This is a genomic window from Curtobacterium sp. S6 (assembly GCF_000710345.2).
In the GTDB taxonomy this organism is placed as follows: domain Bacteria; phylum Actinomycetota; class Actinomycetes; order Actinomycetales; family Micrococcaceae; genus Rothia.
In genome coordinates this window covers 881,985-904,358 of record NZ_JHEL01000015.1, presented here as the reverse complement: position 1 = coordinate 904,358, position 22,374 = coordinate 881,985, and the positions used below count along the sequence as shown (strand labels likewise).

Genomic DNA, 22,374 nt, shown 5'->3' with positions numbered 1-22,374 from the left:
TTCGGACCACACCATCCCCGCGAGGCGGGACGTTCGTGAGGACGTCCCGCCTCGCGCGTCTGCGGGACGTAACGTCCGCGGGCAAATAATGAGGGGCGTGACACACCCTCCGGGAACCGCGAACCACCGCTCGGCCCGGCTAAACTACAATCGTGTCTTTTTCATGGGTTTCAGCCTCCAGCCTCCTGCTGGTCGTTGTTTTCGTAGTCGTCTTTTGGTCGGTGCGCGTCATCGATCGACGTCGTCGTCCCTTCGTCGTCGCGCAAGTCAGCGCCACCGATATCATGGAAAAAACCGACCCCGCCTTCCCCCGGGACCACGTGCTACTGCGTCAAAGGAATGACATGTACAGTAACCAGTCCCCGAGCCCCCATAGCGCAGGCTCAGACGGTGCCGAATCCCGGCGCGACGCCATGGCGAGAGAATCCGTGGTTGCCGCTGACGAGACAATGCAGGAGGGCGTTCGCGTGCCGCGACCGTCCCAGCGCCGTGACGCGGCCATCGCGCCCGCCGGGCGCAATGCCGCCCCCCGCATTCGTTGGGGGCGTACGTGCACGGCCCTCATCGGCGTCGCGGCCATTCTGTGCGGTCTCGTGACCGTGGTCCTGGCCCCACTGACGGCCATTTCGTGGACGCTTCCGGTGTTCCTCCTGGTGGTGGGCGTCGGCGCCTTCGCGGGTCTTCGGTATTTGGCGCTCGCCGATCGCCAACAGGCTCGCCGCCCAGCAGCGAGGCGTGTGGAGGAGGATCGCGCCTCCGAGTGGGCCGAGGAATCCGAAGAACGGGATCTCCCCGTAGCAACCGAGTCCTCGGAAGGACTCGTCATCAAGGGCCGCCGGGACGTCTTCGATGCCCAAGCGGGCGCAGCGTCTCACGAGGAAATCAAGGCCTTCCAGGCTCCCGCCGGCCAGGCATCGTTCGATGCCGCTCCCTCGGCCCAGGCCGCGGGGACCAGCCTTGAGGCGGAAGAATACGACCATTCCCAAGACGTACCCTTCGTCCAGGAACCCGGTCTGGATATCGAGACCCTCCGCGAACAGGCTCGCCGCGTCGCCGCGGGTAAGCCGGTGGCCTTCACCCCGGCCACGAGCGAGTGGTCTCCGGTCGAGGTGCCCCGTCCCACCTACATCGACGCACCGGAGGTCCATCGCTCCGCGCCCGAACCCGTCGAGGTTCCCCAGGCGCCGAAGTCCACGTCCTCCACGCTGACCGAGGCGGCCTCCAAGGGCACCAACGATTCGCGGCTCAACCTCGACGACGTCCTGTCGCGCCGTCGGGCCTAGGCAGACCCCAATCCTCAGAGCGATCCCATGCAACCCGTCGGAGACATCCGGCGGGTTGCATTATGTATAGGGTTGTTGACGGACCCGAACCACGGCGTCACCGATGACACGGTGGCGGAAAGAGGCGTAACCACCATGAGCAACACCCATCAAGAAATCGAACGCAAATATGAGGCTCCTGCCGAGGACGAGGTGAATATCGACCTCGGCGCGCTGAAAAACCTGTTCCCGGACGACCAGCCTCAGGATCAGCACCTGGACGCGACCTACTTCGACACCGCCGGCCGTGACCTGGCCCGGCACCGCGTGGTGCTCCGGCGTCGTCGTGGGGGCCACGACGAGGGCTGGCACGTGAAATTCGTCCTCGGCGAGGCTCGCCACGAGGTGCACGCGGATCTGCTGAAGTCCTCGGACGCGATGCCCGCCTCGATGAAGAACCTTCTTGCGGGCATCACCCTCGGTGAGGAGCTGCAGCCCGTCGCCCACCTGGCCACTCACCGCATCCGCACGATCATCCGTGATGAGGACGGAACCGAAGTCGCAGAGCTCTGCGATGACACTGTCCATTCGACCGATCACGCGACGGGGACCGAACGGACCTGGCGCGAGTGGGAGGTCGAGATCCTCGATGAATCGCTGGGGGAGAAGGCCCAGAACAAGATCTTCACCAAGCTCGAAAAGGTCCTTCACCGAGCCGGCGCCCACCCCTCGACGTCGTTCGCCAAAATCGGCCGCGCCCTGGGCCAGGATCGTGACTTCGACGAGGCCGCCGAAATACAGCGGCCTGAGGCGCCCGAAGCGAAGAAGGATTCACCGAAGCTGACGGGGGCTCAGAAGGTGATCTCCGCGGCCCTGCACGAGTACCTCGACGACATCCCCGCGTTGGACCTCGGGGTCCACGCGGGCGTCGACGACTCGATCCATCAGCTCCGGATCCGCATCCGTGGGTTGCGTAGCGTATTGCGCGGGCTACGCGGCGTGATCGACCCGGAGATCGAGAAGCGGCTGAACGAGGAGCTCAAGGCCTCCGGCGCGGTCCTGGGGGAGGCCCGGGACCTGGAAGTGGTCCGTGAGGTCCTGACCGAAGGTCACGGATGGGAACGCCTGACCCAGGTGGCTCAGGGGCACGTCTCGGATCTCCTGGCGGAGGACGAACAGGCCGCCGTCCGGGCATCGATCACGCGCCTCCGCACGACAGAGCACCTGGAATTGCTCGGCGAGCTCCGCGCTTTCGCCCGGCAACCCGTGATGGCCGAGAAAGCCGCGGAGTGGTCCGGCAAGAAGGTTGCGAAAGCGATTCTCAGCACCCTCGCCAAACGCCTGTCGCATCGCGAGGGCAAAGCGGAGGGCCTGGAGGATCCGCTCGTGGAGGAAGCCCTCGAGGGAATCCACGACGTTCGCAAGGCCGCGAAGTCGCTGCGGTACGCGATCGACACCCTGGATGCCGAGTCGGCCGTGCCGAAGAAGCGGCGTCACGACGTCAAGGCGGACCGGCGCGAGGCCAAGACCTTGCAGTCGCACCTGGGCCGCACGATGGATCTGGAGGCCGCCGGCCGGTGGCTCGACCACGCCGCCCGGGTCTTCCAGCGGCGGGATCTGGACCGTTACGGCATCGGGCTGCTCGCGGGAGAGCTCAGCGTAAGCCTGGAGGCGTCGCTGGCCGATAGCTTGAATCTTGTCCACGAGATGGACGAGAACTGACAGCGGGCGTTCGCGACCGGTGTTAAAGGCGGATGGCCCCGGGGTAAACCCCGGGGCCATCCTTTGCATCACACACAGGAAGAAGGTCTTCACTCTTCGGAGGCGCCGACCGCACTGAGCCCATTCACATGGACCGTCCCAGGCCTGCCTCCCGGCTATTTGGTAATAAAAACCTTACCTAATGTTGATGAGCCTGGCTAGTCTCAACTTAGGTTTGCCTTGTGTCACTTGATGACACTATGTCAGAAACGGGAAAATGCGCTGATATTCCGGGGTTTTTGGGAGTCTCGGTCGTCAATTGCCGACGATATTTGTGATGGAGATCATGTGGCTGTCTGCCCTAGATAAGGTTCTGCTGGCCTCATTGGGTAAGGTCGAGATATGCGCGAGTGGATCGAAAACCTGGATCTGGGGATGGCGATCCTCTTCTTTTGGGCCGTCGGAATCATCAGGACCTCCGTGGTGTACGGCCTCGGCCGTGCCGCGGCGGCGGGTGGGCGACGGGCCTCGAAACTGAACGCGGCCTTCGACTCTGCGATCTACCGGCACGCACAATCATTCGTGAACCGTTGGGGCGTCCTGGCGGTCCCGGCATGCTTTGTGACCGTCGGCTTTCAGACGGCGGTCATCGTGGTCACCGGCTTTACCCGAATGCCCCTCGCCCGGTGGGTTCCGGCGATGCTCGTGGGGACGCTGATCTGGGGGAGCATCTACGGAACCGTGGGAATGGCCGTGCTGTGGGCGTGGCTCCAGCGGCCGTGGCTCGCAGCGATCGCGATCTGCGTCGTGGCCTTGGCCGTCGTCACCGTGAAATTCTGGCCGTGGCGGGCTCGCGAGGCCAAGACCACCCCTACCCAAAGCGTCCCGCCGGAACAGCTCTGATACGAAAAAAGGGACCCGGTCTTGCGACCGGGTCCCTCACACGTGGAGCTAAGGGGAATCGAACCCCTGACCTTTTCATTGCGAACGAAACGCTCTACCAACTGAGCTATAGCCCCGTGCAACCCCTCTAGCGTACTCCCGACGCCCCGAGTCGACAAATCGACGGGACGACCGGGCGGTGGCGCGCTGATAAGTTGTGAGCATGACTCCGACACCAGAAACCGGCACCCCAGCCGGAGAGCCCGACGGCACGGCCCCCAACGATCCCGAGCCCGTGGGGCGTCCGGTAGAAGGGCTGACGGTGGGATTCGTTCCCGGTGTCATGCCGGGGAAGTGGTTTGACCGTTGGGACGAACGTTTCTCCCGGACCACTCCCTTATCTCGCTTTCCGCTCGAATCGGATGCCGGACTCGAGGCTTTGGCGCAAGAACGAGCGCATATGGTCTTGGCGCGGCCCGACCACGAGCCCGATCTCTTGGATCGCGACCGGTTTCATTCGGTGAGCCTGTACGAGGAGCACATGGTCGTCATCCTGCCGATCGATCACGTGTTGACGCTCTTCGACGAGGTGCCGTTAGAGGAATTGGCCGGCGAATTCATGCTGCAGGAGCCCGAGTCGATTCCGGAATGGGCAACGGTCAGTCACGCCACGCGCGCGGAGTCGTCGAGGCCGTTGCCGCAGATGCGGGACACCGCGGATGCCGTGGAGCTCGTGGCGGCCGGCCTCGGCCTGCTAATCGTCCCGATGTCGATCGCGCGCCATCACCATCGTAAAGATCTCACGTATCGCCCAGTTCAGGGATTCGCGGCGCGGACCGTGGCTCTGGTTTGGCCCCGAGAACCGGATCGCGCGGAGGAAGACGAAGCCATTCTCCAGGAATTCGTGGGCGTCGCCCGGGGGCGTAAATCGTCGAGCTCTCGGAGCGCCACGGCGCATCGGGAACCGACGGAAAAGGCTTCGAACGCACGACGCCCGGCGCCGGTTCGCGGTCAACCGGGCCGGGCGTCGTCGGCGTCGAACAGGGGTAAGGCTACGTCGCCGAAGAACCGTGCGACGAAGAGCCGCCGTGCCCCGACTCGGGGGAAGAAGCGGTAGTTTTTGCCGACACGATCGGCATGCTCTGCGTCCCGTGGATCACGGACTGGTTCATCAGCGGAATGCGCAGGCCGTCGTGGTCGAGGGCTTCCTTGACGTAGATGCGCAGGATTCGGGCAACGTCCCATTGCTGTAGCGGCGCGGTGCGCACGGCGATCCGCAGGGTGAGATACTCGCCGGTCATCTCCTCGATGCCCCACACCTCGGGCTTTCCGCGGATCGAGCGCCCGATCTCCGTTTCCTTCTTGACGCGTCGGGCCGCGTGGAGGAGGAGGTCCGTGACCTCTTCGATATTCGAGTTGTAGGGCACCGGGACGTCCACGATCGTTCGGGCCCAACCCTGCGACTTATTGCCGACGCGCAGGATTTCTCCGTTGCGAACATGCCAGAGGGTGCCCTCGACGTCGCGAACCTGCGTCACGCGCAGGCCCACGGACTCCACGGTCCCGCTGGCTTCGCCCAGGTCCACGACGTCGCCGATCCCGAGCTGATCCTCGGCGACGATCGAGATGCCCGCCAGGTAGTCCTTGACCAAGGACTGCGCGCCGAAGGACAGCGCGACACCGGCGATCCCGGCGCTGGCGATCACGGGGGCGATATTGAAGCCCAGCTCCGAAATGATCATGAGGATCGCGATGGTCCAGATGACGATCGTGACGACCGACCGGAGCACCGACCCCACGGTTTGGGCTCGTTGGGCTTGTCGTTTGCGTGCGGTGGCGGCGTCTTCGACCCACTCATCGTGGTCATTGGGGGAGTTCTTCTTGCTCACGACCCTGGCCCGTGTGCCCCGGGCGATGCCCGCGGTGACCTTGTTGATCAGGGATTTGGCCAGGATGTTGAGGCCGATCGCGATGATGAAGATCAGCACAATGCGCAATGGGTGGGAGAGCCAGAAGTCCAGACTGGAGACGTCCGTCAAGAGACTGCCTGAGTTCTCGGCGGTGATATTCATGAGTTCAACTTTAAGACGATGGGTTGGGTCGTGACTAATAGTGGGCTTACCGCTCGCTGAACGCGGAAGGTCGGGCACGCCACTAGGATTGACCCTATGGCTCTCCAGATGGACACACGACCCGCCGCCTACGCGGTGATCATCGAACAAGGCAAGATTCTGCTGACGCACTGGACCGGTGAGCGTCACCCCGAACGCGCGGGGTGGACCCTCCCCGGCGGCGGGCTGGAAATCGGCGAGACGGCCGAAGAAGCCGTCGTCCGCGAGGCCTACGAGGAGAGCGGTTACCGGGTGAGGGTCGACGGCATTATCGCCGTAGACAGCAAGTACTACGACGACGGCCGCGACAAGCCCTTCCACAGCCTGCGTCTGCTGTACCGGGCGTTTATTACGTCCGGGCGTGCCGAGGTGACCGACGTCGGCGGATCCACGGACGACGTCGCCTGGATTCCACTCGAAGACCTGCCGAAGATCCGCAAGGTCTCACTCGTGGAGGTCGCCGCGAAATACTATGGATTGCCGTATTAGGTTTCGGGCGACGCCAGACCCGTCCTGCCGTGAACACCCGAGGAGTGTTTTTGTGAAGCGTTGGTTCGTTGCGGTCGTCGCCGTCCTGGCGGCCCTGACGGTCGTGTTGACCGGCTGTTCGGGTGGCGAGGGCAGCACCTCGGATCCTTCGGCCTCGGAACATCGCCCGATCCGGATTGGTAAGGGGCTCACGCACGAGAGCGAGACCCTCGCCTATCTCTATGCCGGCGCACTCCGCGACGCGGGCTACAAGACCGAGGTCATCGACTCGGCGACGAGCCGCGAACAGTACGTAGAGGACATGAAGGTCGGCGGAGACTCTTCGCCGGATGTTGTGCCGGACTATTCCGGCAATCTGCTCCTCGGGTTGACGCACGGGGGCAAGGACAACCCGCAGGCGTCCGCGACGCCGTCTCCCACCGAGAGCAGCGGCATCGACCCGCGGGCGAGCGCTTCCGTGACCCCGTCGCCGACCCCCACCGCGGACTTCAACGTTCATGGAATGTCCAGCAGCGATATTACGGCGACGCTTCCCAAGGTCCTTCCCGATGGGGTCGGAACCCTCAACGCTTCGTCGGCGGAGAATAAGGATGCCCTCGTGGTCAACCGCATCACGGCCGCTAAATTCAAGCTGTCGACGATTTCCGATGTGGCCGAGAAATGTCAGGAGCTGACCTTTGGTGTGCCCAAGGACTTCCCCTCGAAGACCTACGGGGAGAAGGGCCTGAGAGATCTGTACGGTTGCTCGCCGAAGAAGTTCGTCGAGGTGGATAACCAGGAAGACCTGGCCAACCAGCTGGCCAGCGGCCAGGTCGACGTCGCCGATATTTTCTCGGCCTCGGCGGCGATTCCCGACAACAACTACCTGGTGCTCGAGGATCCCAAGGCGAACTTCGTGGCCCAGCAGGTGATTCCCGTGGTTCGAAAGGATGAGTTGCCGGACTCGGCCCGGGATGCCATTAACTCGCTGTCGGGAAAACTCGCGACCGCCGACCTGATTTTCCTGGACAGGTTGACCACGGGAGATCAGCCGATATCCGCCGAGGATGCCGCGAATTTCTGGCTCAAGGAAAACGACGGCTGACGAGGGACGTCGCGTCGCGACATGATTCCGGTGGACGGATGACACAGATCGGCACACTCGCCGACGGAGAGTAATCTGGCCGTCATGGCACAATTCCGGCAGTCGCAAAAGCTGAACAACGTCCTCTACGACATCCGTGGTCCGGTACTCGAAGAGGCCGAAAAGATGGAGGCGCAGGGGCATCGAATTCTCCGCCTCAATATCGGAAATCCCGCGCCCTTTGGCTTCGAGGCCCCGGATGCGGTCATGATGGATATGATCCGTCACCTCCCGGAGGCGCAGGGATATTCGGATTCTCGCGGAATCTATTCGGCGAGGACCGCGGTGGTCCAGTATTACCAGACGCGCGGCATCCGGAATCTTGCAACGGACGACGTCTATATCGGCAACGGCGTCTCGGAAATGATCACGCTCTCGTTGCAGGCCCTGTGCAATCCTGGCGACGAAATTCTGGTCCCGTCCCCGGATTACCCGCTGTGGACCGCCTCGGTGGCGCTCTCGGGCGGAACGCCCGTTCACTATCGCTGCGCGGAGGAAGACGGGTGGAACCCGGACGTCGAGGACATTGCCTCGAAGATCACCCCGAATACCAAGGGCATCGTGATCATCAACCCGAATAACCCGACGGGCGCGGTGTATTCGCAGGAAACCCTTCAGCAGATCGTGGATCTCGCGCGGGAGCACGAGCTGATCCTGTTTTCGGACGAGATCTACGAGAAGATCACCTACGACGACACCACCATGATCAACACGGCGACCCTGGCCGGGGAAGACGTCCTGTGCCTGACCTATTCGGGCCTGTCCAAGGCATACCGGGTGGCGGGGTATCGCGCCGGTTGGTTGGCCATCACGGGGCCGATGTGGAAGGCCAGCGACTATGTCGAGGGGATCAAACTCTTGGCGAATATGCGTATGTGCGCGAACGTTCCCGCGCAGCACGCGATCCAGACCGCCCTGGGCGGATATCAGTCCATCAACGACCTCATCCTGCCCGGGGGACGTCTCAAGGAGCAGCGCGACCTCGCGCATCGCAAGCTCAATAGCATCGACGGCGTGACGTGTCAGCAGGCACAGGGGGCGCTGTATCTCTTCCCGAAGCTAGATGCCGAGAAGTTCGGGATCGTGGACGACGAAAAGTTCGCCCTGGATCTGCTCAAGGAACAAAAGATTTTGGTCAGCCACGGAACCGCATTCAATTGGGAGGCTCCGGATCACTTCCGTCTGGTGACGTTGCCGGATGTGCAGACGCTCGATACGGCGATCGACCGCATCGGCGAATTCCTCAGCGGGTACCGCCAGAGCTGATCCCGGATCGGCCCGAGCCGGATCTTTCCCGGCTCGGGCTACGAGGCCGGACCTGATCCCGAATCCGCCTGTGCGCGGCGTTCCTTCGCCGCGTCCAGGCGGTTTTTTGCACCGTCCAGCCATTCTTCGCAGCGCTGGGCCAGGGCCTCGCCCCGCTCCCAGAGTGAGAGGGAATCTTCCAGGCTTGAGGTGCCCGATTCGAGCCTCGAGACGATGCTCATGAGTTCTTCACGGGCCTGTTCGTAGCTCAGGTCCTCGACGGGCGTCGGGGTGTTTTCGGTGTCGTTCATGGGTCGAAATGCCTTTCGTGGTGTGTCAGGAATCGGGGCGCGGTTTACTGATCGCGCGGGTCGTCGGTGTGGAGGGAGTCCACCGTGGCGTCGAATCCGCCCGACGCCACCCGGATTCGGATCGGGCCGCCGGGGGAGAGGGCGTCGGCATCGCGAACCACGGTCCCGGCGTTTGCGTCTTGGACCACGGCATAGCCTCGATCCAAGGTTTTCTGGGGAGATAGGGAACGCACGCGGGAACGGAGGTGCGCCACGGATTCACGATGTCGATCGAGGGATACGGTGACGGCACGGAAGGCCCGTTGCCGGGCTGAGTCGGTTTCTTCTTCCCTGGCCATGAGTATGGTTTCGGGGTGGGCCAGTACGGGACGGGACCGGAATTGAGCCAAAGCTTGCGCCTCGCGGTCGAGGTACGTGCGGATGGTTCTCTCGGTCGCGGCACGGGCCTGGGCGATCCTCAGGCGTTCTTCTTCGACGTCGGGGACGACGGTCTTGCCGGCATCGGTTGGGGTAGAGGCCCGCCAGTCAGCCACGTAGTCGAGGAGAGGCTGGTCGGCCTCGTGGCCGATGGCCGAGACCACGGGGGTCTGCGCCTGGTAGACGGCTCGGATCATCGCTTCCTCGCTGAAGGGCAGGAGGTCCTCCAGCGCCCCGCCGCCGCGCGCGATGACGATGACGTCCACGGCCGGATCCTCGTCCAGTTCGTGCAGCGCCGCGGTGACCTGACTGAGCGCGTGAACCCCTTGCACCGCGACCTCGCGGACCTCGAAGTTGGCCCCGGGCCAGCGGAGCCGGGCGTTACGAATGACGTCTTTCTCGGCGTCGGAATCGCGGCCGGTGATCAGGCCGATGCGCTGGGGCAGCACCGGTAGCGGGGCCTTATGCGCCGGGTCGAAGAGCCCCTCGGCCTGGAGGCTTCGACGCAAACGCTCGATCCGCTCCAGCATGTCTCCCAATCCGACCTGCCGTATGCCGCTGCCGAGCATGGACAAGCGCCCGGTTTTGGTCCAGAAGTCGGGCTTGAGCCGGACGACCACCCGCATGCCGTGTGCGAGTTCGCCGTCGATCATGGCCGTCTCCCGGGGGAAGAGGCTCACAGGGACCGAGATCTCCTCTTCGAGATCTCTCAGGGTGATATAGGTGACGCGGGCACGCTTCTTGAGCTCGATGATCTGTCCCTCGACCCACATCGGATCGCATCGGGCGATGTACTGATGCAGCTTCTGGGAGAGCAGGTGGAGGGGCCACGGGTTATCCGCAGTGGTGTCCCTGGCCAAGGTTGCCAGGGGCCGCTCGTCGGAGGAGGCGACGTCGCCGTCCGTGAGCCTCGGCGAGGTGGACCGTTGTGGGTCCGGGGCTGATGAGTTGGTCATGTCTTATGCCTACCGTGTCCGCCTGAGATGGGATGGCGCGTCGTCGTGTGGTGCCGGTCAGTTGTGTACACCCGGGCCCGAAGGGTCGCCGTGGGGGTTGTTTCCCACAGCCACCATCGAACATACGTTCGACCTGAGGTGATTGCAACCATCTCATCGTATCCAGGCGCAGGTTCCTCCGGCGAGCGCGGAGGCTCCGCACAAATTGCGCGGTTCCCGGGGATGATGGGAAGGCGGGGCTGGACCAATTATGGTTGCGGTATGCCGACTTCCGCTCGCCCTCATCCCCTTCGCTGGGTTCTCTCGGGGATTCTTGCTCTCGCCGCCGTCCTTCTGGCGGCGTTGACCGTCGCGCTGGCATGGTTCGGCGCGACCGTCGTGGACTCGAACAATTTTGTCGACAAGGCCGGCGCGGTGGCCCAGGAGGAAAATTTCCGGGACCAACTGACCGATCACGTCACGGACGACATCATGGCCTCTGAGGCCGTCACTCACTATCTGGGGGACGGCTCGCAGGGCGGAATTCTCTCCGGGGCGAAAAATGCGCTTCGGGACACCGCCAAGCGCGTCATTCGTTCGGCCGTGGACGCGACCGTGAATTCCTCCGATTTCCAGTCGGTGTGGAAGGACACGGCCTCAGCGACCCACGATGCGAACTTCGGCCCTTCGCCCTCGTCGACCTTGGTCCTGGACGCGAGCCCGTTCTACTCGGAGATCAACGACCGAGTCCACGGGCTCGTGCACGTCAATCTGGGCCTCGACCAGGGCGACCACCGCATTGCCTTGGAGTCCGCTCCGGCGGGTCAGACCGAGGGCCCCACGGCGGAGGTCTTGCACCGTGGCCAGACGCTGTCCGCGATGACGCCGGTCCTCGGCACGGCGACCGCAATCGCGGCGCTCGCGGCGGCCGTGATCGCTCCCCGCGGGAAGTTGCTGATGGTGGCACTGATCTCGGCGGCGGCCGCGTTGGTGACCTGGGTCGGGATGAGCGTTCTCGGTAGCCGGTTCAATGCGGCCATGGGCTCCGTGGGGGACACCGGAGGGCTGATCGCCCAACACCTCGGGAAGGCCCTGACCTCGAATATCCAGGCGTGGACGCTCACCTCCCTCGGAGTGGGCCTAGGCCTCGCGGTGATTTTGGTGATCGTCCACGTTCTTGGGGGGTCTCGTGGGGAGAACCGTCACGTCTTCTGAGCCTCCGGCGGTGAGGGGCGGTTCCTCGTCGTAAAATTCGGGCGCCGTCAGCGGCTTGGCGGCCGCATCGACAGGTCGCACGGATAGCCGCTCGTCCATGGGCTGCGTGGCGTCCATGTCGTTGAGGCGGCGTGCCGTGACCAGAACCCGCGACTCCAAAGAACCCAACATCGAGTTGTATGCCTCGACGCTCTTGGTCAGCGACCGGCCCATCGCCCCGAGGTGGCCGCCGACGGTGGCGAGCCGCTCGTACAGCTGACGGGACAGTTGGAGGAGATCCCGCGCGTTCTGAGATACGGCCTCTTGGCGCCACGAGAGCGCGACGGCTTTGAGGGATGCCAAGAGCGAGATGGGAGAGACAAGGGCGACGCCCTTGCCGGAGGCGTAATCCAACAGGCCGGCGTCTGCCCGGAGCGCGGCGGAAAGGGCCGACTCCATCGGGAGGAAACACAGCACGATCTCGGGGGAAACCTCGCGGGAATCCCAGTACCTCTTGGCCGCCAGAGCGTCGACGTGGGCCCGCACTGACTTGGCATGTTTGGCTTCCCACGCCGCTTTCTCCGGTTCCTCGACGGCCTCCTGGGACTCGAGGTAAGCATCCAGCGGAGCCTTGGAATCCAGCACGATCTCTTTGCCGGCCGGCAGGGATACCACCATGTCGGGGCGGACGCGGCGGATATTTCCCGAGGCGTCGGGTGCCTCCGAACTGACCTGCTCCGAGTACGTGACGTGCGGCGTCATGCCCGCGGCCTCGACGACGCGCCGAAGCTGGGTCTCGCCCCACGAGCCCCGTGCGGACGTGGCGCGCAGGGCGCTGGAGAGATGGTGCGTGGACTCACGAAGGTCGTCCTGGCCGCGCTGAGCAACCTCGAGCGCTTCCCGAACCGAACCGAACTGATCGGCACGCTCTCTTTCCATGACCCGGACCTGTTGCTCGACGGTCGCGAGTTGGGACTTGACCGGGGCCAGGGCCCGCAGGACGTCCTGGTCGGTTCGGGCACGGGATTCGAGCGCTTCGACGCGCTCGGCGAGGAGCTGCTTGCCTTCCTGGGCGGCGGCAAGTTCGGCTAATAGCCGGGAATTCTCCTGTTCGAGATCCGGTGACGCCTGACGCCGGTGCTGGCCCACCAAATAGCCGGCGAGGGCGCCAACCACCAAGGCCAGGAGCGCGATCAACACGAGGGGAAGAGTAGTCATGGCCTCTACTGTGCCAGCAGCGACTGACAATTTAAGCACGCACCCGGTGCGTGGCTCAGAGCCACCCGTTGTCCTGGGCGCGCCGGACCGCCTCGTACCTGTTGCCGGCGTCCGTCTTTCGAATCACCGAGGATAAATGATTGCGCACGGTTCCCGAGGAGAGATGCAGATGCGCGGCGATGGCCTTGACGCTCGGCCCCTCGATCGAGGCGCGGCACACGTCGATCTCTCGCTCCGTCAGGGGATTGTCCTGGCTGAAGAGGGATTCCTCGGCCAACGACGGGTCGATGACCTTGAGCCCCGACCGCACGCGTCGAACGGCCTCCGCCAGCTGACCGGGCGGGGTGTCCTTCACGACGAATCCTTGCACCCCGGCGGCCAGCGCGCGTTTGAGATATCCGGGGCGGCCGAAGGTCGTGACGATGATCGTCGCGCACCCCATGCCGCGGTCGCGGAGCGTCTCGGCGGCCTCAATGCCCGTCATCCCCGGCATCTCGATATCCAAGAGAGCGACGTCCACGGCGTGGGAACGCACCGCGTCGAGCACGTCGTCCCCGCGCCCGACCTCGGCGACGACGTCGATGTCCGGCTCGGCGCTGAGCAATGCGCTCAGGGCGCCCCGGATCAGGTGCTGGTCGTCGGCGATCAAAACTCGGATGGTACTCATGATGTCTCCAGGGGCTGGTGGTCTCCGCTCATGGTCACCAAGAGCCGAGTCCCGGGGGAGCGTTGGTCCTCCGAGGTGTGCTGTGAAAAGAGAGGGCCGATGTCCAACGACCCGCCGGATTCTTCGACCCGCTCGCGAAGACCGGATAAACCATTGCCGGCCGTGCCACGAAAACCCGCGCCGTCGTCGTCGACCTGCAATTTTTCGGGGGTGACCAGGACCCGGCACATCGAGGCCCCGGAATGGCGAACCACATTGGTCACCGCCTCTCGCAACGCCCAGGAAAAGAGCGGGGCGTTCACGCCGGGCAGCTGGCGCGCGGTGTGAGGGTCGGGGAGGTCCGCGGCGATGCCGGCGGTGTCCAAGGCTCGCTGGGCGGCCTCGACCTCGCCGCCGAAATCGGGGCGGCGCAGACGCGTCACGGTGGATCGGACATCGGCCAGGGCCACGCGCGATAACCGCGAAATCTCCAGGATCTCATCCCGTGCCCGTGCGGGATCCGAATCCAACAGTTTCGCGGCGACCTCGGCCTTGAGATTGATGACGGTCAGCGAATGCCCGAGCAGGTCGTGGACGTCTCGGGCCACGTGCTCGCGCTCGCCGGACACCGCCAGCCGGTTTTCGAGGTCGCGCTTGGACTCTTCGCGTCGCGCCAAGATGGCGATCACGATGATGATCGCCGCGCCCACCAACGTTCCGGAGGTCGAGTAGAGCATGGACACGGCGTTCTCCGAGAAATGGATCAAGGAGATACAGGTCAGGATCATGATGACGGCCGAGACCGAGAGCCCGACGGCCAGGGGGAGGGTGAACATCGTCGCCGCCACGAAATACGGCATGAGGTTGAAGACCCAGTGGCCGACGAACAGCGATATCCACACCGCGATCGCCACCAAGCTCACGAACCAGTAGAGCAACCAGGGGCGCCACCGACGGTGTGGCACCGCCTCCGTGTATCCGAATCCGATCACGTAGACCACGGCGAAGAGGAGGATGACGCCCAACCCTTCGAGCACCCACAGCGTGGAGCTTTCCTGGCTCACCAGATACCCGATCGGGAAGGCGAGGAACACGAGCCACACGCCGGCCTGGATCGCGTGGCCGGCGTGGAACCTGGGCGGCCGAGTCATTGACGTCCCTTGTGGCGCTTGCCGAGGAGGGCGCAGAGCCCGGCGAAGACGAGGGTCCACGCGATGATGTTGACGACCGCGTACCAGAGGGGATCGGTCACCGTACCACTCCCGTCGCTGATCGACTGGATGCCTTCACTGAGAGGATATCGTGCGAGGGCCGACGGGCCGTACATCGGGGTGAAGCGTGCCAGTCCCATGAGGAACCCCGGCAAGGGAGAAAAGGCGTTGCCGATGAAGGCCAGAATCACCAGGCCGGTGCTCGAGATCGAGACCGCCGAATCCGACCGGAAGATCAGGCCGAAGAGCATTCCGTAAAACCCGAACGGCAAGGAGACCAACACGGACAGCAGCGCCGCGGTTATCCACTGGCCCGCGGGCATGTCAGCGTTGGTGAACAGGCCCGCGATGTTGACGGCGGCCACCGGCAAGGCGGCACGAACCAAGATGATGATCGCTTTCGAACCCAGCATGGTCGCGGACGACAACGGGGTCAGGGCCAGTTGTCGCCCCCAACCGGTGGTTTGTTCGACCACCACGTTGCCCACCGTGTTGCACGCGGCGACGATGCCGCCGTAGACCGCCATTCCGATCATGACGTAGCCGGCCACGTTGCCGTCGTTGAGCGGCATATCGGAATACTGCTGCATCGCTCCGAAGAGCAGGTAGAAGATGACGGGTAAACCGATCGAGAAAAAGAGTCCGGCGCGATCGGAGAGGACCCGGCGCAGGTCGATGACTGTGTAGAGGGCGAAGTTCATGATGGATCCTTTGGTCGTGCCGTGCGGCTAAGCCGCCTGGCCGGCGTCGTCGTTATCTGAGGTCAGGGCGATGAAGGCGTCTTCCAGGGACGCATTGGCGATCAGGACGTCCGAGGCTTCCGTCTGCGTGAGCAGCAATCGGGCGAGCGCGTCCGAGTCGGTGGTGGTCATGGAGGTTCGATCGCCGCTGGTCTTCGCGGAGATCACGCCGGGCAGGGACCGCGGGTCGAGGCTCGGCGGCAACACCGCGCTGACCGTCTGGGAGGAGGCCTGGGCGCGCACCTCTTCGGTCGGCCCGTCGGCCACGATGCGGCCCTTGCCGACCATCACGATGCGTTCGGCGAAGTTTTGGGCTTCCTCGATGTAGTGGGTCGCGAAGACGATCGTTCGACCCTCGTGGGCCTGTGCGCGCATCGACTCCCAGAAACGGTGGCGGGCGTTGGCGTCCATTCCCGTGGTGGGCTCGTCCAGGATCAGCAGTTCGGGCGAGGCCATGATCGCCAGGGCGAATCGGACTCGTTGCTGTTCACCGCCGGAGCACTTGACCACCTTGCGATCCGCGAGTTCCGTCAGGTCGGCCTGCTCGAGGACTTCGCTGATCGGCATCGCGTTGCGGTGGGTTGCCGCGATCATGCGGAGGGTGTCTCGGACCGTGAGCTGGGGGAGCAGGCCGCCGGTTTGCAGGACCGCCCCGATGCCGCCGCGGGCGATGGCCGCGCGTGGGGCCCCGCCGAGGACCCGGATCGAGCCTCCATCTGGAGAGGTAAGCCCGAGGACCATGTCGATGAGCGTGGATTTTCCGGCGCCGTTGGGGCCCAGCAGGCCGATGATTTCTCCGCGCCTGATGGTTGTCTCGATCCCGTCCACGGCGTTGAAGCGCGTCCCGGATCCGGTCTTGAAGGACTTTGTGAGGCCTTGCGCCTCGATGACTGGCTCGTTCATGCTTCGAGCATCTCGGGAAACCGCCGTGTTGGCGCATAGCGGATGTCACGAATGGGCCATGACGTTTGTCAGGGGTGGGGCATGGGGCAGGATGAAGACATGAGCGAGAACATGAACGAGTCAACCTCCCGTCAGGACGATCCCGGATATCGCCACGTCGAGCTGCAACGCCTCGGCCAGAAGAGGTACCAGGCCACGAACGCCGAAGGCGTGACCCTGGAATTCGGCCAGGGTGAGGGGCTCATGACGCCCGTTGAGCTTCTTCTGGCGGCGATCGCGGGGTGCTCGGCGGTCGACGTCGACGTCGTGACCTCCCGTCGCGTCGAGCCGGAGGAATTCCGGGTCAGCTCGAGCGGCGTCAAGTACACGGATGAGGAAGGCGGAAGCCGTCTGGGCGACGTCGAGCTCTCCTTCCGGGTGAAGTTCCCCGAGGGCAAGGCGGGGGAGAAGGCCGCGTCGTTGGTGCCCCGCCTGGTCGAGTTGTCCAAGACCAAGGACTGCACGGTGTCACGAACTGTCGAACACGAAACGCAGGTCAGCATGCGGGTCGAGGACTAGGCCGGTAAGGTTAGTCAACGTGGCTTTAACTATCGGAATCGTGGGGCTGCCCAATGTGGGCAAGTCGACCCTCTTCAACGCACTGACCCGTAACACCGTTCTCGCGGCGAACTACCCGTTCGCGACGATCGAGCCGAACGTTGGCGTGGTGAACCTGCCCGACCCGCGTCTCAGCCGACTCGCCGAGATCTACTCGTCGGAGCGGATCCTCCCCGCGACGGTCTCGTTCGTGGACATCGCCGGCATCGTCAAGGGCGCCTCGGAAGGTGAGGGACTGGGCAACCAGTTCCTCGCCAACATCCGCGAGGCCCACGCGATCGCCCAGGTGGTTCGCGCCTTTGACGACCCCGACGTGATCCACGTGGACGGCAAGATCGACCCGGCCTCCGACATGGAGACCATCAACACCGAGTTGATCCTCGCGGACCTCCAGACGCTGGAGAACGCGATCCCGAGGCTCGAGAAGCAGGTCAAGATCAAGAAGGGCGATCCCGCCCAGCTCGCCGCCTACCAGGAGGCTCAGAAGATCCTCGAGGCCGGCGACACGATTTTCCGCGGCGCCCCGGGCGCCAAGCTCGAGACCGAATACCTGCGCGAACTCAACCTGTTGACCGCCAAGCCATTCATCTACGTCTTCAACTGCGACGACGGCGTGCTCCAGTCGGAGGAACGCCAGCAGGAACTGCGTGACCTCGTGGCACCGGCCGAGGCCGTGTTCCTGGACGCCAAGCTCGAGGCCGACATGGTCGAGCTGGATGAGGACGAGGCTCGCGAGATGCTCGAGATGTCCGGCCAGGACGAATCCGGCCTGGACAAGCTCGCCCGGACCGGCTTCCAGACGCTGGGGCTGCAGACGTATCTGACGGCAGGACCGAAGGAATCGCGCGCGTGGACCATCAGCAAGGGCGATACCGCGCCTCAGGCCGCCGGGGTGATTCACACCGATTTTGAGCGTGGGTTCATTAAGGCGGAGATCGTTTCCTTCGAGGACCTCGATGCGCTGGGGTCAATGGCCGAGGCCAAGTCCGCGGGGAAGGTGCGGATGGAAGGCAAGGAGTATGTGATGAAGGACGGGGACGTGGTGGAGTTTAGATTCAATGTATAGGAATGTTCGATTTATTTTGTTCCGAGGGGCTGGAACCTGTTCATAATAGGCACGGTCGTTCACTAGCCTGTGGTTGCACAGGTGACATTGCAGATGGAGCCCCCTGGTGAGCGTCGACGCCGTCTAGCATGAAAGTCCTGTCATCCCTGAAGTTGGTTGATCCACGTGTAGGGCCATCCGCCCGCGAATAGAATTGTCAGCACTGTAAGAGCCATGCCCGACACAGCCCAGCCCCACCCAAGAGGGAGGCTGAGGCGACAAGCGGCGAAATGCCAGAACCGCGCTGGGCGAACGTCCTCAGCGGCGTAAATGGCGGCCACTGCCGCCATCTGCCAGCGGACTGTGCTGAGGGCCAAGATTACATAGAGTGCACCACCAAAGATGGTGTAGACCAGATACTGGAGTCCATTCGTCCCATTGCCGCTAGCGTTAAAATCGCATACTGCCAATGCGTGCCGGACCCCATCTGGTGCGAATGGGGTCCTCCAGAGGAGTGCCGCGACTACGATACCCGCTGCGCCATAGATAAATGGCAATATCAAGCAGGTGGCAATGGCGTGCGTTCCCGCGATTACGCGACGCAGCCACGCTATGACAACAACAACTGTGGCGGTCAATCCAATTGAGATGCCAATTCCGGCGAGTATGACGAGTACCCACGGTCGCCATCTGACGTATAGGAAGATTATAATCACGGCGCCAACGAGCCAGGCAAATAAATCGTCGTTGGTTGCGGAGTTCCTTGAAACGGCTTGGCGCGCCCTCCGTAAGTATGTCCCAGACTTTGCTGCGAAGCTGATCTCTTGAAGGCTCCGTCCCTTGCCTGCACCCTCGGTAAACCAGGAAAGGGCTGGGCCTACTATTCCACCAAGCAGGATGCCGGCTAGTGCAAAACAAAGAGTAATCAGATTATCGAGGGGCATGCTTGGTTCTCCATTTTTGCATCGCTGCGGAGATGAGTGCAGTGGCGATTGAGCCTATAAACAACGTGACCAAGTCGATCGTGTGGCTGTCGATGAATTGGATCAAATCGCTGGCGACAGAGGAACAATTGTTCATGACATTCCCTGGGTGTGTGGGGTGGGAGCTGACGATGCGGTTCCCAATATACTACGGTCACGCGGTTTACCAGTTCTGACGACCGGTGGTTCTAGGCATGTTGCTCCGCTGGGAGCCTTGTGTTCACTCGACTAGCATGGCCTTGGTGGTGCCGAATCCTTGGAACGTAGAGCGCCCACACGGTAGTAATGTCATGAGGTCGGTGGAGTTCCGGTTTAACGCCTAGCGTTAATAACGGTCCCCGTTATACGCTGGTTGCATGGTCAGATCGTTCGGCGCCAAAGAAACCGAACGGCTATGGCGCCGTGAGCGCGTGCGGGCGATCGATCCGAGGATCCATCGGGTTGCGTTGCGCAAGCTACGTCAGGTGGGGCCCGCGCAGTCTCTTGAGGGCCTCCGCATCCCGCCCGGCAATCGGCTCGAAGCGCTCAAGGGCGATCGGGTCGGTCGGTACAGCATCGGGATCAACGACCAATGCCGCATCTGCTTCGTGTGGACCGACGCCGGACCGGAGGAGGTGCAGATCGTTGACTAACACTGACAGGATTGAGCCGATCCACCCGGGTGAGGTTCTCATGGAGGACTTTATTGAGGGCTTCGGCCTCACGCAGAACAAGCTCGCGGTCTCGATCGGGGTTCCGCCCCGACGGATCAACGAGATCGTGCACGGCAAGCGAGGCATCACGGCGGACACCGCGCTCCGGCTTGCGAAATTCTTCGGGACCTCGGCGGAGTTCTGGATCAACCTGCAAAGCCACTACGAGCTGGACCGTGCGGAGGACCTGGTGGGAGAGCAGATCGCCTCGATTACGCCGCTGGCGGTCGCCTGAGCGGCCGTCTCGCCGTGCTCTCGGGGCCTCCCGGTGCCGGAAACACGAGCGTTGCCGAGGTAATCGCTGCACGTACGGGGTCGGTCCACCTGACCATATACTCACGGCGTAGCAACTTTGACAGACCTTGACTTTGATGCCTCTAAGACCGAGATTTTCAAGAGGCGAATAGCGGCGAAAATGTGATCCACGGGTCACAGCAGAGGAGAAGTTCATGGTGAAAGCATGGGTGGTGCGCGCAGGCAGTGTCGGCGAGCAGGAACAAGCCAACCTTGAATCTGGCACTGCCGCCATCGGGTGGGAGGTGGGAGACCTTTCTGCGTGTACGTCCCGCGAGGACGTGCGAACCATGATCGATGCGGTGTATCCGAATGACTCGTCAGGTCGCCGAGCAAACGCCACTGGTCAGGTCTGGGCGTTTAGCAACGCGATTGCACGTGGCGACATCATCGTCATGCCCTCCAAACGCCGACCCGGTTACGTGTACCTCGGCCGGTGCGCGGGCAATTATCGGTACGCGGCCGATGAGGCCGATCGGGGGCGGCGGCATCAACTTCCCGTGAAATGGCTCCCGGAGCCGGTGTCCAAGTCCGTCATCAAGGACGACCTGCTTTACTCGCTCAACGGCATCATGACCGTCTTCAATCCGAGTAGGAACAACGCGGCAGAACGAATTCTGGCCCTATACGAGAAGGGCGCAGACCCGGGCAACAACACACCCGCCGGTAGCCAGCCGGAAACTTCTAGCCACACGGTCGGCACGGAAATGGCCGAGGTAACCGATCCCGACCCCGTGCCTACCCTTGAGGCCATCCGCGACCGGATCCGTACACATTTGGTCGAGAATTTCGCCGGTCACAAACTCACCCACCTCGTAGCAGACATTCTGGAGGCTCTCGGCTTTCATTGTGAGGTTTCCCCGCCAGGTCCCGACGGTGGGGTCGACATACTCGCGGGGCGAGGGCCACTAGGACTGGACTCGCCGACGCTGATCGTCGAAGTGAAGAGTGAACCATCTGCTGTCGACGTCAAGGTCGTCCGGGGCCTGCATTCTGCGATGACGCAACACCGCGCGGATCAGGGGCTTCTTGTTGCGTGGGGTGGAGTAACCAGGGCGGCAGATCGGGAGTTCTTGCGAGATCGCACGAGCTTCCGGATCTGGGACTCTGAGGAACTGCTTTCTCGCCTGTTCGAGACCTACGACCAGCTTCCCGCTTCCACTCGTGCGCGCATCCCGTTGAAGCAGGCCTGGGTGCTGGACGAGAACGGCTAAGTTCCTCTGAACGTGACCTCTTGGCTTGGCTCGTGCGTTGCAACTCCGTGATGACCAGCCGGTGAGCCTCGATGATCGTGCCAACACCCAGCGTCCCCACGAATCGACCCGCCCTGGCCAGCCCCGCCGCCTTGCGAGAGACTAGGACCGACAATGTCCTCACCCGCGCAAACTCAGGAGCCACACCATGAGCGTCAAGATCGTCCAGCAGGCCTTCGGGGGGCCCGAGGTGCTCGAGCCGATGAACGCCGACACACCGACCGTCGCCGACCTGGCGCCCGACGAGGTGCTCGTCGCGGTCGCGGCGGCGGGAGTGAACCCGATCGATGTGATGACCCGAGAAGGTGGCGGCATGGCCGCGGCCGGTGTCATCACCCTGCCCTTCACGCCCGGTTGGGACGTCGCTGGCACGGTCGAGGCGATCGGTTCCTCGGTCACCGGTCTGACGGTCGGGCAGCGTGTGCTCGGTCTGGCCTGCTTTCCGAAAGAAGGTCGCGCCTACGCCGAATACGTGATCGTCCCCGCCGAGGACGTGACCGCCACCCCGGACAACCTGACGAATGAGCAAGCGGGTGGGTTGCCCATGGCGGCCATGACCGCGTGGCAGGCCTTCACCGACACGACCCGGGTTGGTCCCGATCAACGAGTGCTCATCACCGGTGCCGGGGGAGGCGTCGGGCACCTCGCCGTGCAGATCGCCCACCACCTCGGCGCGCATGTCACCGCGATCGCTAGTACGGGCAAGCACGAGTGGCTGCGAGGGCTCGGTGCGGACGAGACCATCGATTACCGGGATAACGAGGCCGTCGCGGCGCTGACGGACACGGTCGATGTGGCGCTCAACCTGGCCGCGGGTTCACGCGAGAGCGCACTCCAGTCGGTCCGGGCAGGCGGAACGCTCATCGCTCTCGGCGGTGGATCCGAGGACCTTGCCGCTCAAGCGGAACAAGCGGGTATCCGCTTCGCCGCGACCCACGTTCACACGCAGCGCGACTGGCTCGAAAGCGTCGTGGAGCTCGCCGCACAGGGCATCATCGAACCAACCGTCTCCGAGGTCTTCGACCTTGCCGAAGCCGCCGCGGCGCATCGGTCCGTTGAGTCCGGTCACAGCACGGGCAAAATCGTCCTGAGCACCACGCGCCAGAGCTAATACCGCAATAC

The 22,374-nt window shown here is 63.6% G+C and carries 21 protein-coding genes, 1 tRNA gene and 1 pseudogene; 14 read left to right on the top strand and 9 right to left on the bottom strand.

Translation table 11 applies throughout. The features are described 5' to 3' along the window. Positions 1 to 344: 344 nt before the first annotated feature. The 3 genes from CURSPS6_RS06310 (at position 345) to CURSPS6_RS06300 (ending at position 3,866) form a co-directional block, all read left to right on the top strand. Complete coding sequence (locus tag CURSPS6_RS06310; RefSeq protein ID WP_152978070.1) at positions 345 to 1,283, top strand: hypothetical protein; 939 nt, start codon at positions 345 to 347, stop codon at positions 1,281 to 1,283. A 135-nt stretch (positions 1,284 to 1,418) separates the two neighbouring features. Then, positions 1,419 to 2,984, top strand: coding sequence for a CYTH and CHAD domain-containing protein (locus CURSPS6_RS06305; RefSeq protein ID WP_030014940.1), 1,566 nt, complete (start codon positions 1,419 to 1,421; stop codon positions 2,982 to 2,984). Positions 2,985 to 3,365: 381 nt separating this feature from the next. After that, positions 3,366 to 3,866 (top strand): DedA family protein, encoded by a 501-nt coding sequence (locus CURSPS6_RS06300; RefSeq protein WP_200910839.1) that lies wholly within the window; start codon positions 3,366 to 3,368, stop codon positions 3,864 to 3,866. A 43-nt stretch (positions 3,867 to 3,909) separates the two neighbouring features. On the opposite strand, the gene CURSPS6_RS06295 is transcribed toward CURSPS6_RS06300, so the two are convergent. Beyond that, positions 3,910 to 3,982: transfer RNA gene (locus CURSPS6_RS06295), tRNA-Ala, on the bottom strand. An 86-nt stretch (positions 3,983 to 4,068) separates the two neighbouring features. On the opposite strand from CURSPS6_RS06295, the gene CURSPS6_RS06290 reads away from it, so the two are divergent. After that, complete coding sequence (locus CURSPS6_RS06290) at positions 4,069 to 4,962, top strand: LysR family transcriptional regulator substrate-binding protein (RefSeq protein ID WP_082470147.1); 894 nt, start codon at positions 4,069 to 4,071, stop codon at positions 4,960 to 4,962. On the opposite strand, the gene CURSPS6_RS06285 is transcribed toward CURSPS6_RS06290, so the two are convergent. Further along, positions 4,898 to 5,917, bottom strand: a complete 1,020-nt coding sequence (locus tag CURSPS6_RS06285) for a mechanosensitive ion channel family protein (RefSeq protein WP_051687680.1) — start codon at positions 5,915 to 5,917, stop codon at positions 4,898 to 4,900. The genes CURSPS6_RS06290 and CURSPS6_RS06285 overlap by 65 nt on opposite strands. Positions 5,918 to 6,013: 96 nt before the next feature. On the opposite strand from CURSPS6_RS06285, the gene CURSPS6_RS06280 reads away from it, so the two are divergent. From CURSPS6_RS06280 to CURSPS6_RS06270, 3 genes are all read left to right on the top strand, one after another. Further along, the gene (locus CURSPS6_RS06280; RefSeq protein WP_082470145.1) at positions 6,014 to 6,445 is read left to right on the top strand and encodes an NUDIX domain-containing protein; all 432 of its coding nucleotides are present in this window, start codon (positions 6,014 to 6,016) and stop codon (positions 6,443 to 6,445) included. A gap of 52 nt (positions 6,446 to 6,497) precedes the next feature. Further along, the gene (locus CURSPS6_RS06275) at positions 6,498 to 7,529 is read left to right on the top strand and encodes an ABC transporter substrate-binding protein (protein WP_035810257.1); all 1,032 of its coding nucleotides are present in this window, start codon (positions 6,498 to 6,500) and stop codon (positions 7,527 to 7,529) included. Positions 7,530 to 7,613: 84 nt separating this feature from the next. Continuing rightward, positions 7,614 to 8,834, top strand: coding sequence for a pyridoxal phosphate-dependent aminotransferase (locus CURSPS6_RS06270; RefSeq protein ID WP_030014931.1), 1,221 nt, complete (start codon positions 7,614 to 7,616; stop codon positions 8,832 to 8,834). Between the two features lie 38 nt (positions 8,835 to 8,872). Here the strand turns inward: CURSPS6_RS06270 and CURSPS6_RS06265 are convergent, their stop codons facing one another. Beyond that, entirely contained in the window at positions 8,873 to 9,124 is a 252-nt protein-coding gene (locus CURSPS6_RS06265) for an exodeoxyribonuclease VII small subunit (protein ID WP_030014929.1), read from the bottom strand. Between the two features lie 44 nt (positions 9,125 to 9,168). Beyond that, positions 9,169 to 10,497, bottom strand: a complete 1,329-nt coding sequence (gene xseA, locus CURSPS6_RS06260; RefSeq protein ID WP_051687679.1) for an exodeoxyribonuclease VII large subunit — start codon at positions 10,495 to 10,497, stop codon at positions 9,169 to 9,171. Positions 10,498 to 10,758: 261 nt separating this feature from the next. Here xseA and CURSPS6_RS06255 point away from each other — a divergent pair, with 261 nt between their 5' ends. Further along, positions 10,759 to 11,691, top strand: coding sequence for a hypothetical protein (locus CURSPS6_RS06255; protein ID WP_030014925.1), 933 nt, complete (start codon positions 10,759 to 10,761; stop codon positions 11,689 to 11,691). Here the strand turns inward: CURSPS6_RS06255 and CURSPS6_RS06250 are convergent. The 5 genes and pseudogenes from CURSPS6_RS06250 to CURSPS6_RS06230 form a co-directional block, all read right to left on the bottom strand. Continuing rightward, positions 11,617 to 12,888, bottom strand: a complete 1,272-nt coding sequence (locus CURSPS6_RS06250; RefSeq protein WP_082470141.1) for a DNA recombination protein RmuC — start codon at positions 12,886 to 12,888, stop codon at positions 11,617 to 11,619. The genes CURSPS6_RS06255 and CURSPS6_RS06250 overlap by 75 nt on opposite strands. Positions 12,889 to 12,943: 55 nt before the next feature. Beyond that, positions 12,944 to 13,555 (bottom strand): response regulator transcription factor, encoded by a 612-nt coding sequence (locus CURSPS6_RS06245; protein WP_030014923.1) that lies wholly within the window; start codon positions 13,553 to 13,555, stop codon positions 12,944 to 12,946. Next, positions 13,552 to 14,685 (bottom strand): sensor histidine kinase, encoded by a 1,134-nt coding sequence (locus CURSPS6_RS06240; protein ID WP_030014921.1) that lies wholly within the window; start codon positions 14,683 to 14,685, stop codon positions 13,552 to 13,554. Before CURSPS6_RS06240 ends, CURSPS6_RS06245 begins: the two co-directional genes overlap by 4 nt. Beyond that, positions 14,682 to 15,446, bottom strand: a complete 765-nt coding sequence (locus tag CURSPS6_RS06235; RefSeq protein WP_030014920.1) for an ABC transporter permease — start codon at positions 15,444 to 15,446, stop codon at positions 14,682 to 14,684. Before CURSPS6_RS06235 ends, CURSPS6_RS06240 begins: the two co-directional genes overlap by 4 nt. Before the next feature lie 27 nt (positions 15,447 to 15,473). Continuing rightward, a pseudogene (locus CURSPS6_RS06230) lies at positions 15,474 to 16,316 on the bottom strand (ABC transporter ATP-binding protein); the annotation flags it as partial. Between the two features lie 171 nt (positions 16,317 to 16,487). On the opposite strand from CURSPS6_RS06230, the gene CURSPS6_RS06225 reads away from it, so the two are divergent. The 6 genes from CURSPS6_RS06225 to CURSPS6_RS06190 all read left to right on the top strand — a co-directional run bounded on the left by CURSPS6_RS06225 (position 16,488) and on the right by CURSPS6_RS06190 (position 22,363). Beyond that, positions 16,488 to 16,946, top strand: coding sequence for an OsmC family protein (locus CURSPS6_RS06225; RefSeq protein ID WP_152978069.1), 459 nt, complete (start codon positions 16,488 to 16,490; stop codon positions 16,944 to 16,946). 19 nt (positions 16,947 to 16,965) lie between these two features. Further along, a complete protein-coding gene (ychF, locus tag CURSPS6_RS06220; RefSeq protein ID WP_030014916.1) occupies positions 16,966 to 18,051 on the top strand; it encodes a redox-regulated ATPase YchF in 1,086 nt (361 codons plus the stop codon). Between the two features lie 1,318 nt (positions 18,052 to 19,369). Next, the gene (locus CURSPS6_RS06205) at positions 19,370 to 19,645 is read left to right on the top strand and encodes a type II toxin-antitoxin system RelE/ParE family toxin (protein ID WP_030014913.1); all 276 of its coding nucleotides are present in this window, start codon (positions 19,370 to 19,372) and stop codon (positions 19,643 to 19,645) included. Then, entirely contained in the window at positions 19,638 to 19,940 is a 303-nt protein-coding gene (locus tag CURSPS6_RS06200) for a HigA family addiction module antitoxin (RefSeq protein ID WP_030014912.1), read from the top strand. Before CURSPS6_RS06205 ends, CURSPS6_RS06200 begins: the two co-directional genes overlap by 8 nt. A 214-nt stretch (positions 19,941 to 20,154) precedes the next feature. Then, the gene (locus tag CURSPS6_RS06195; protein ID WP_030014910.1) at positions 20,155 to 21,213 is read left to right on the top strand and encodes a restriction endonuclease; all 1,059 of its coding nucleotides are present in this window, start codon (positions 20,155 to 20,157) and stop codon (positions 21,211 to 21,213) included. 187 nt (positions 21,214 to 21,400) lie between these two features. Continuing rightward, positions 21,401 to 22,363, top strand: coding sequence for an NADP-dependent oxidoreductase (locus CURSPS6_RS06190; RefSeq protein ID WP_030014909.1), 963 nt, complete (start codon positions 21,401 to 21,403; stop codon positions 22,361 to 22,363). The last annotated feature ends 11 nt before the right edge of the window (positions 22,364 to 22,374 follow it).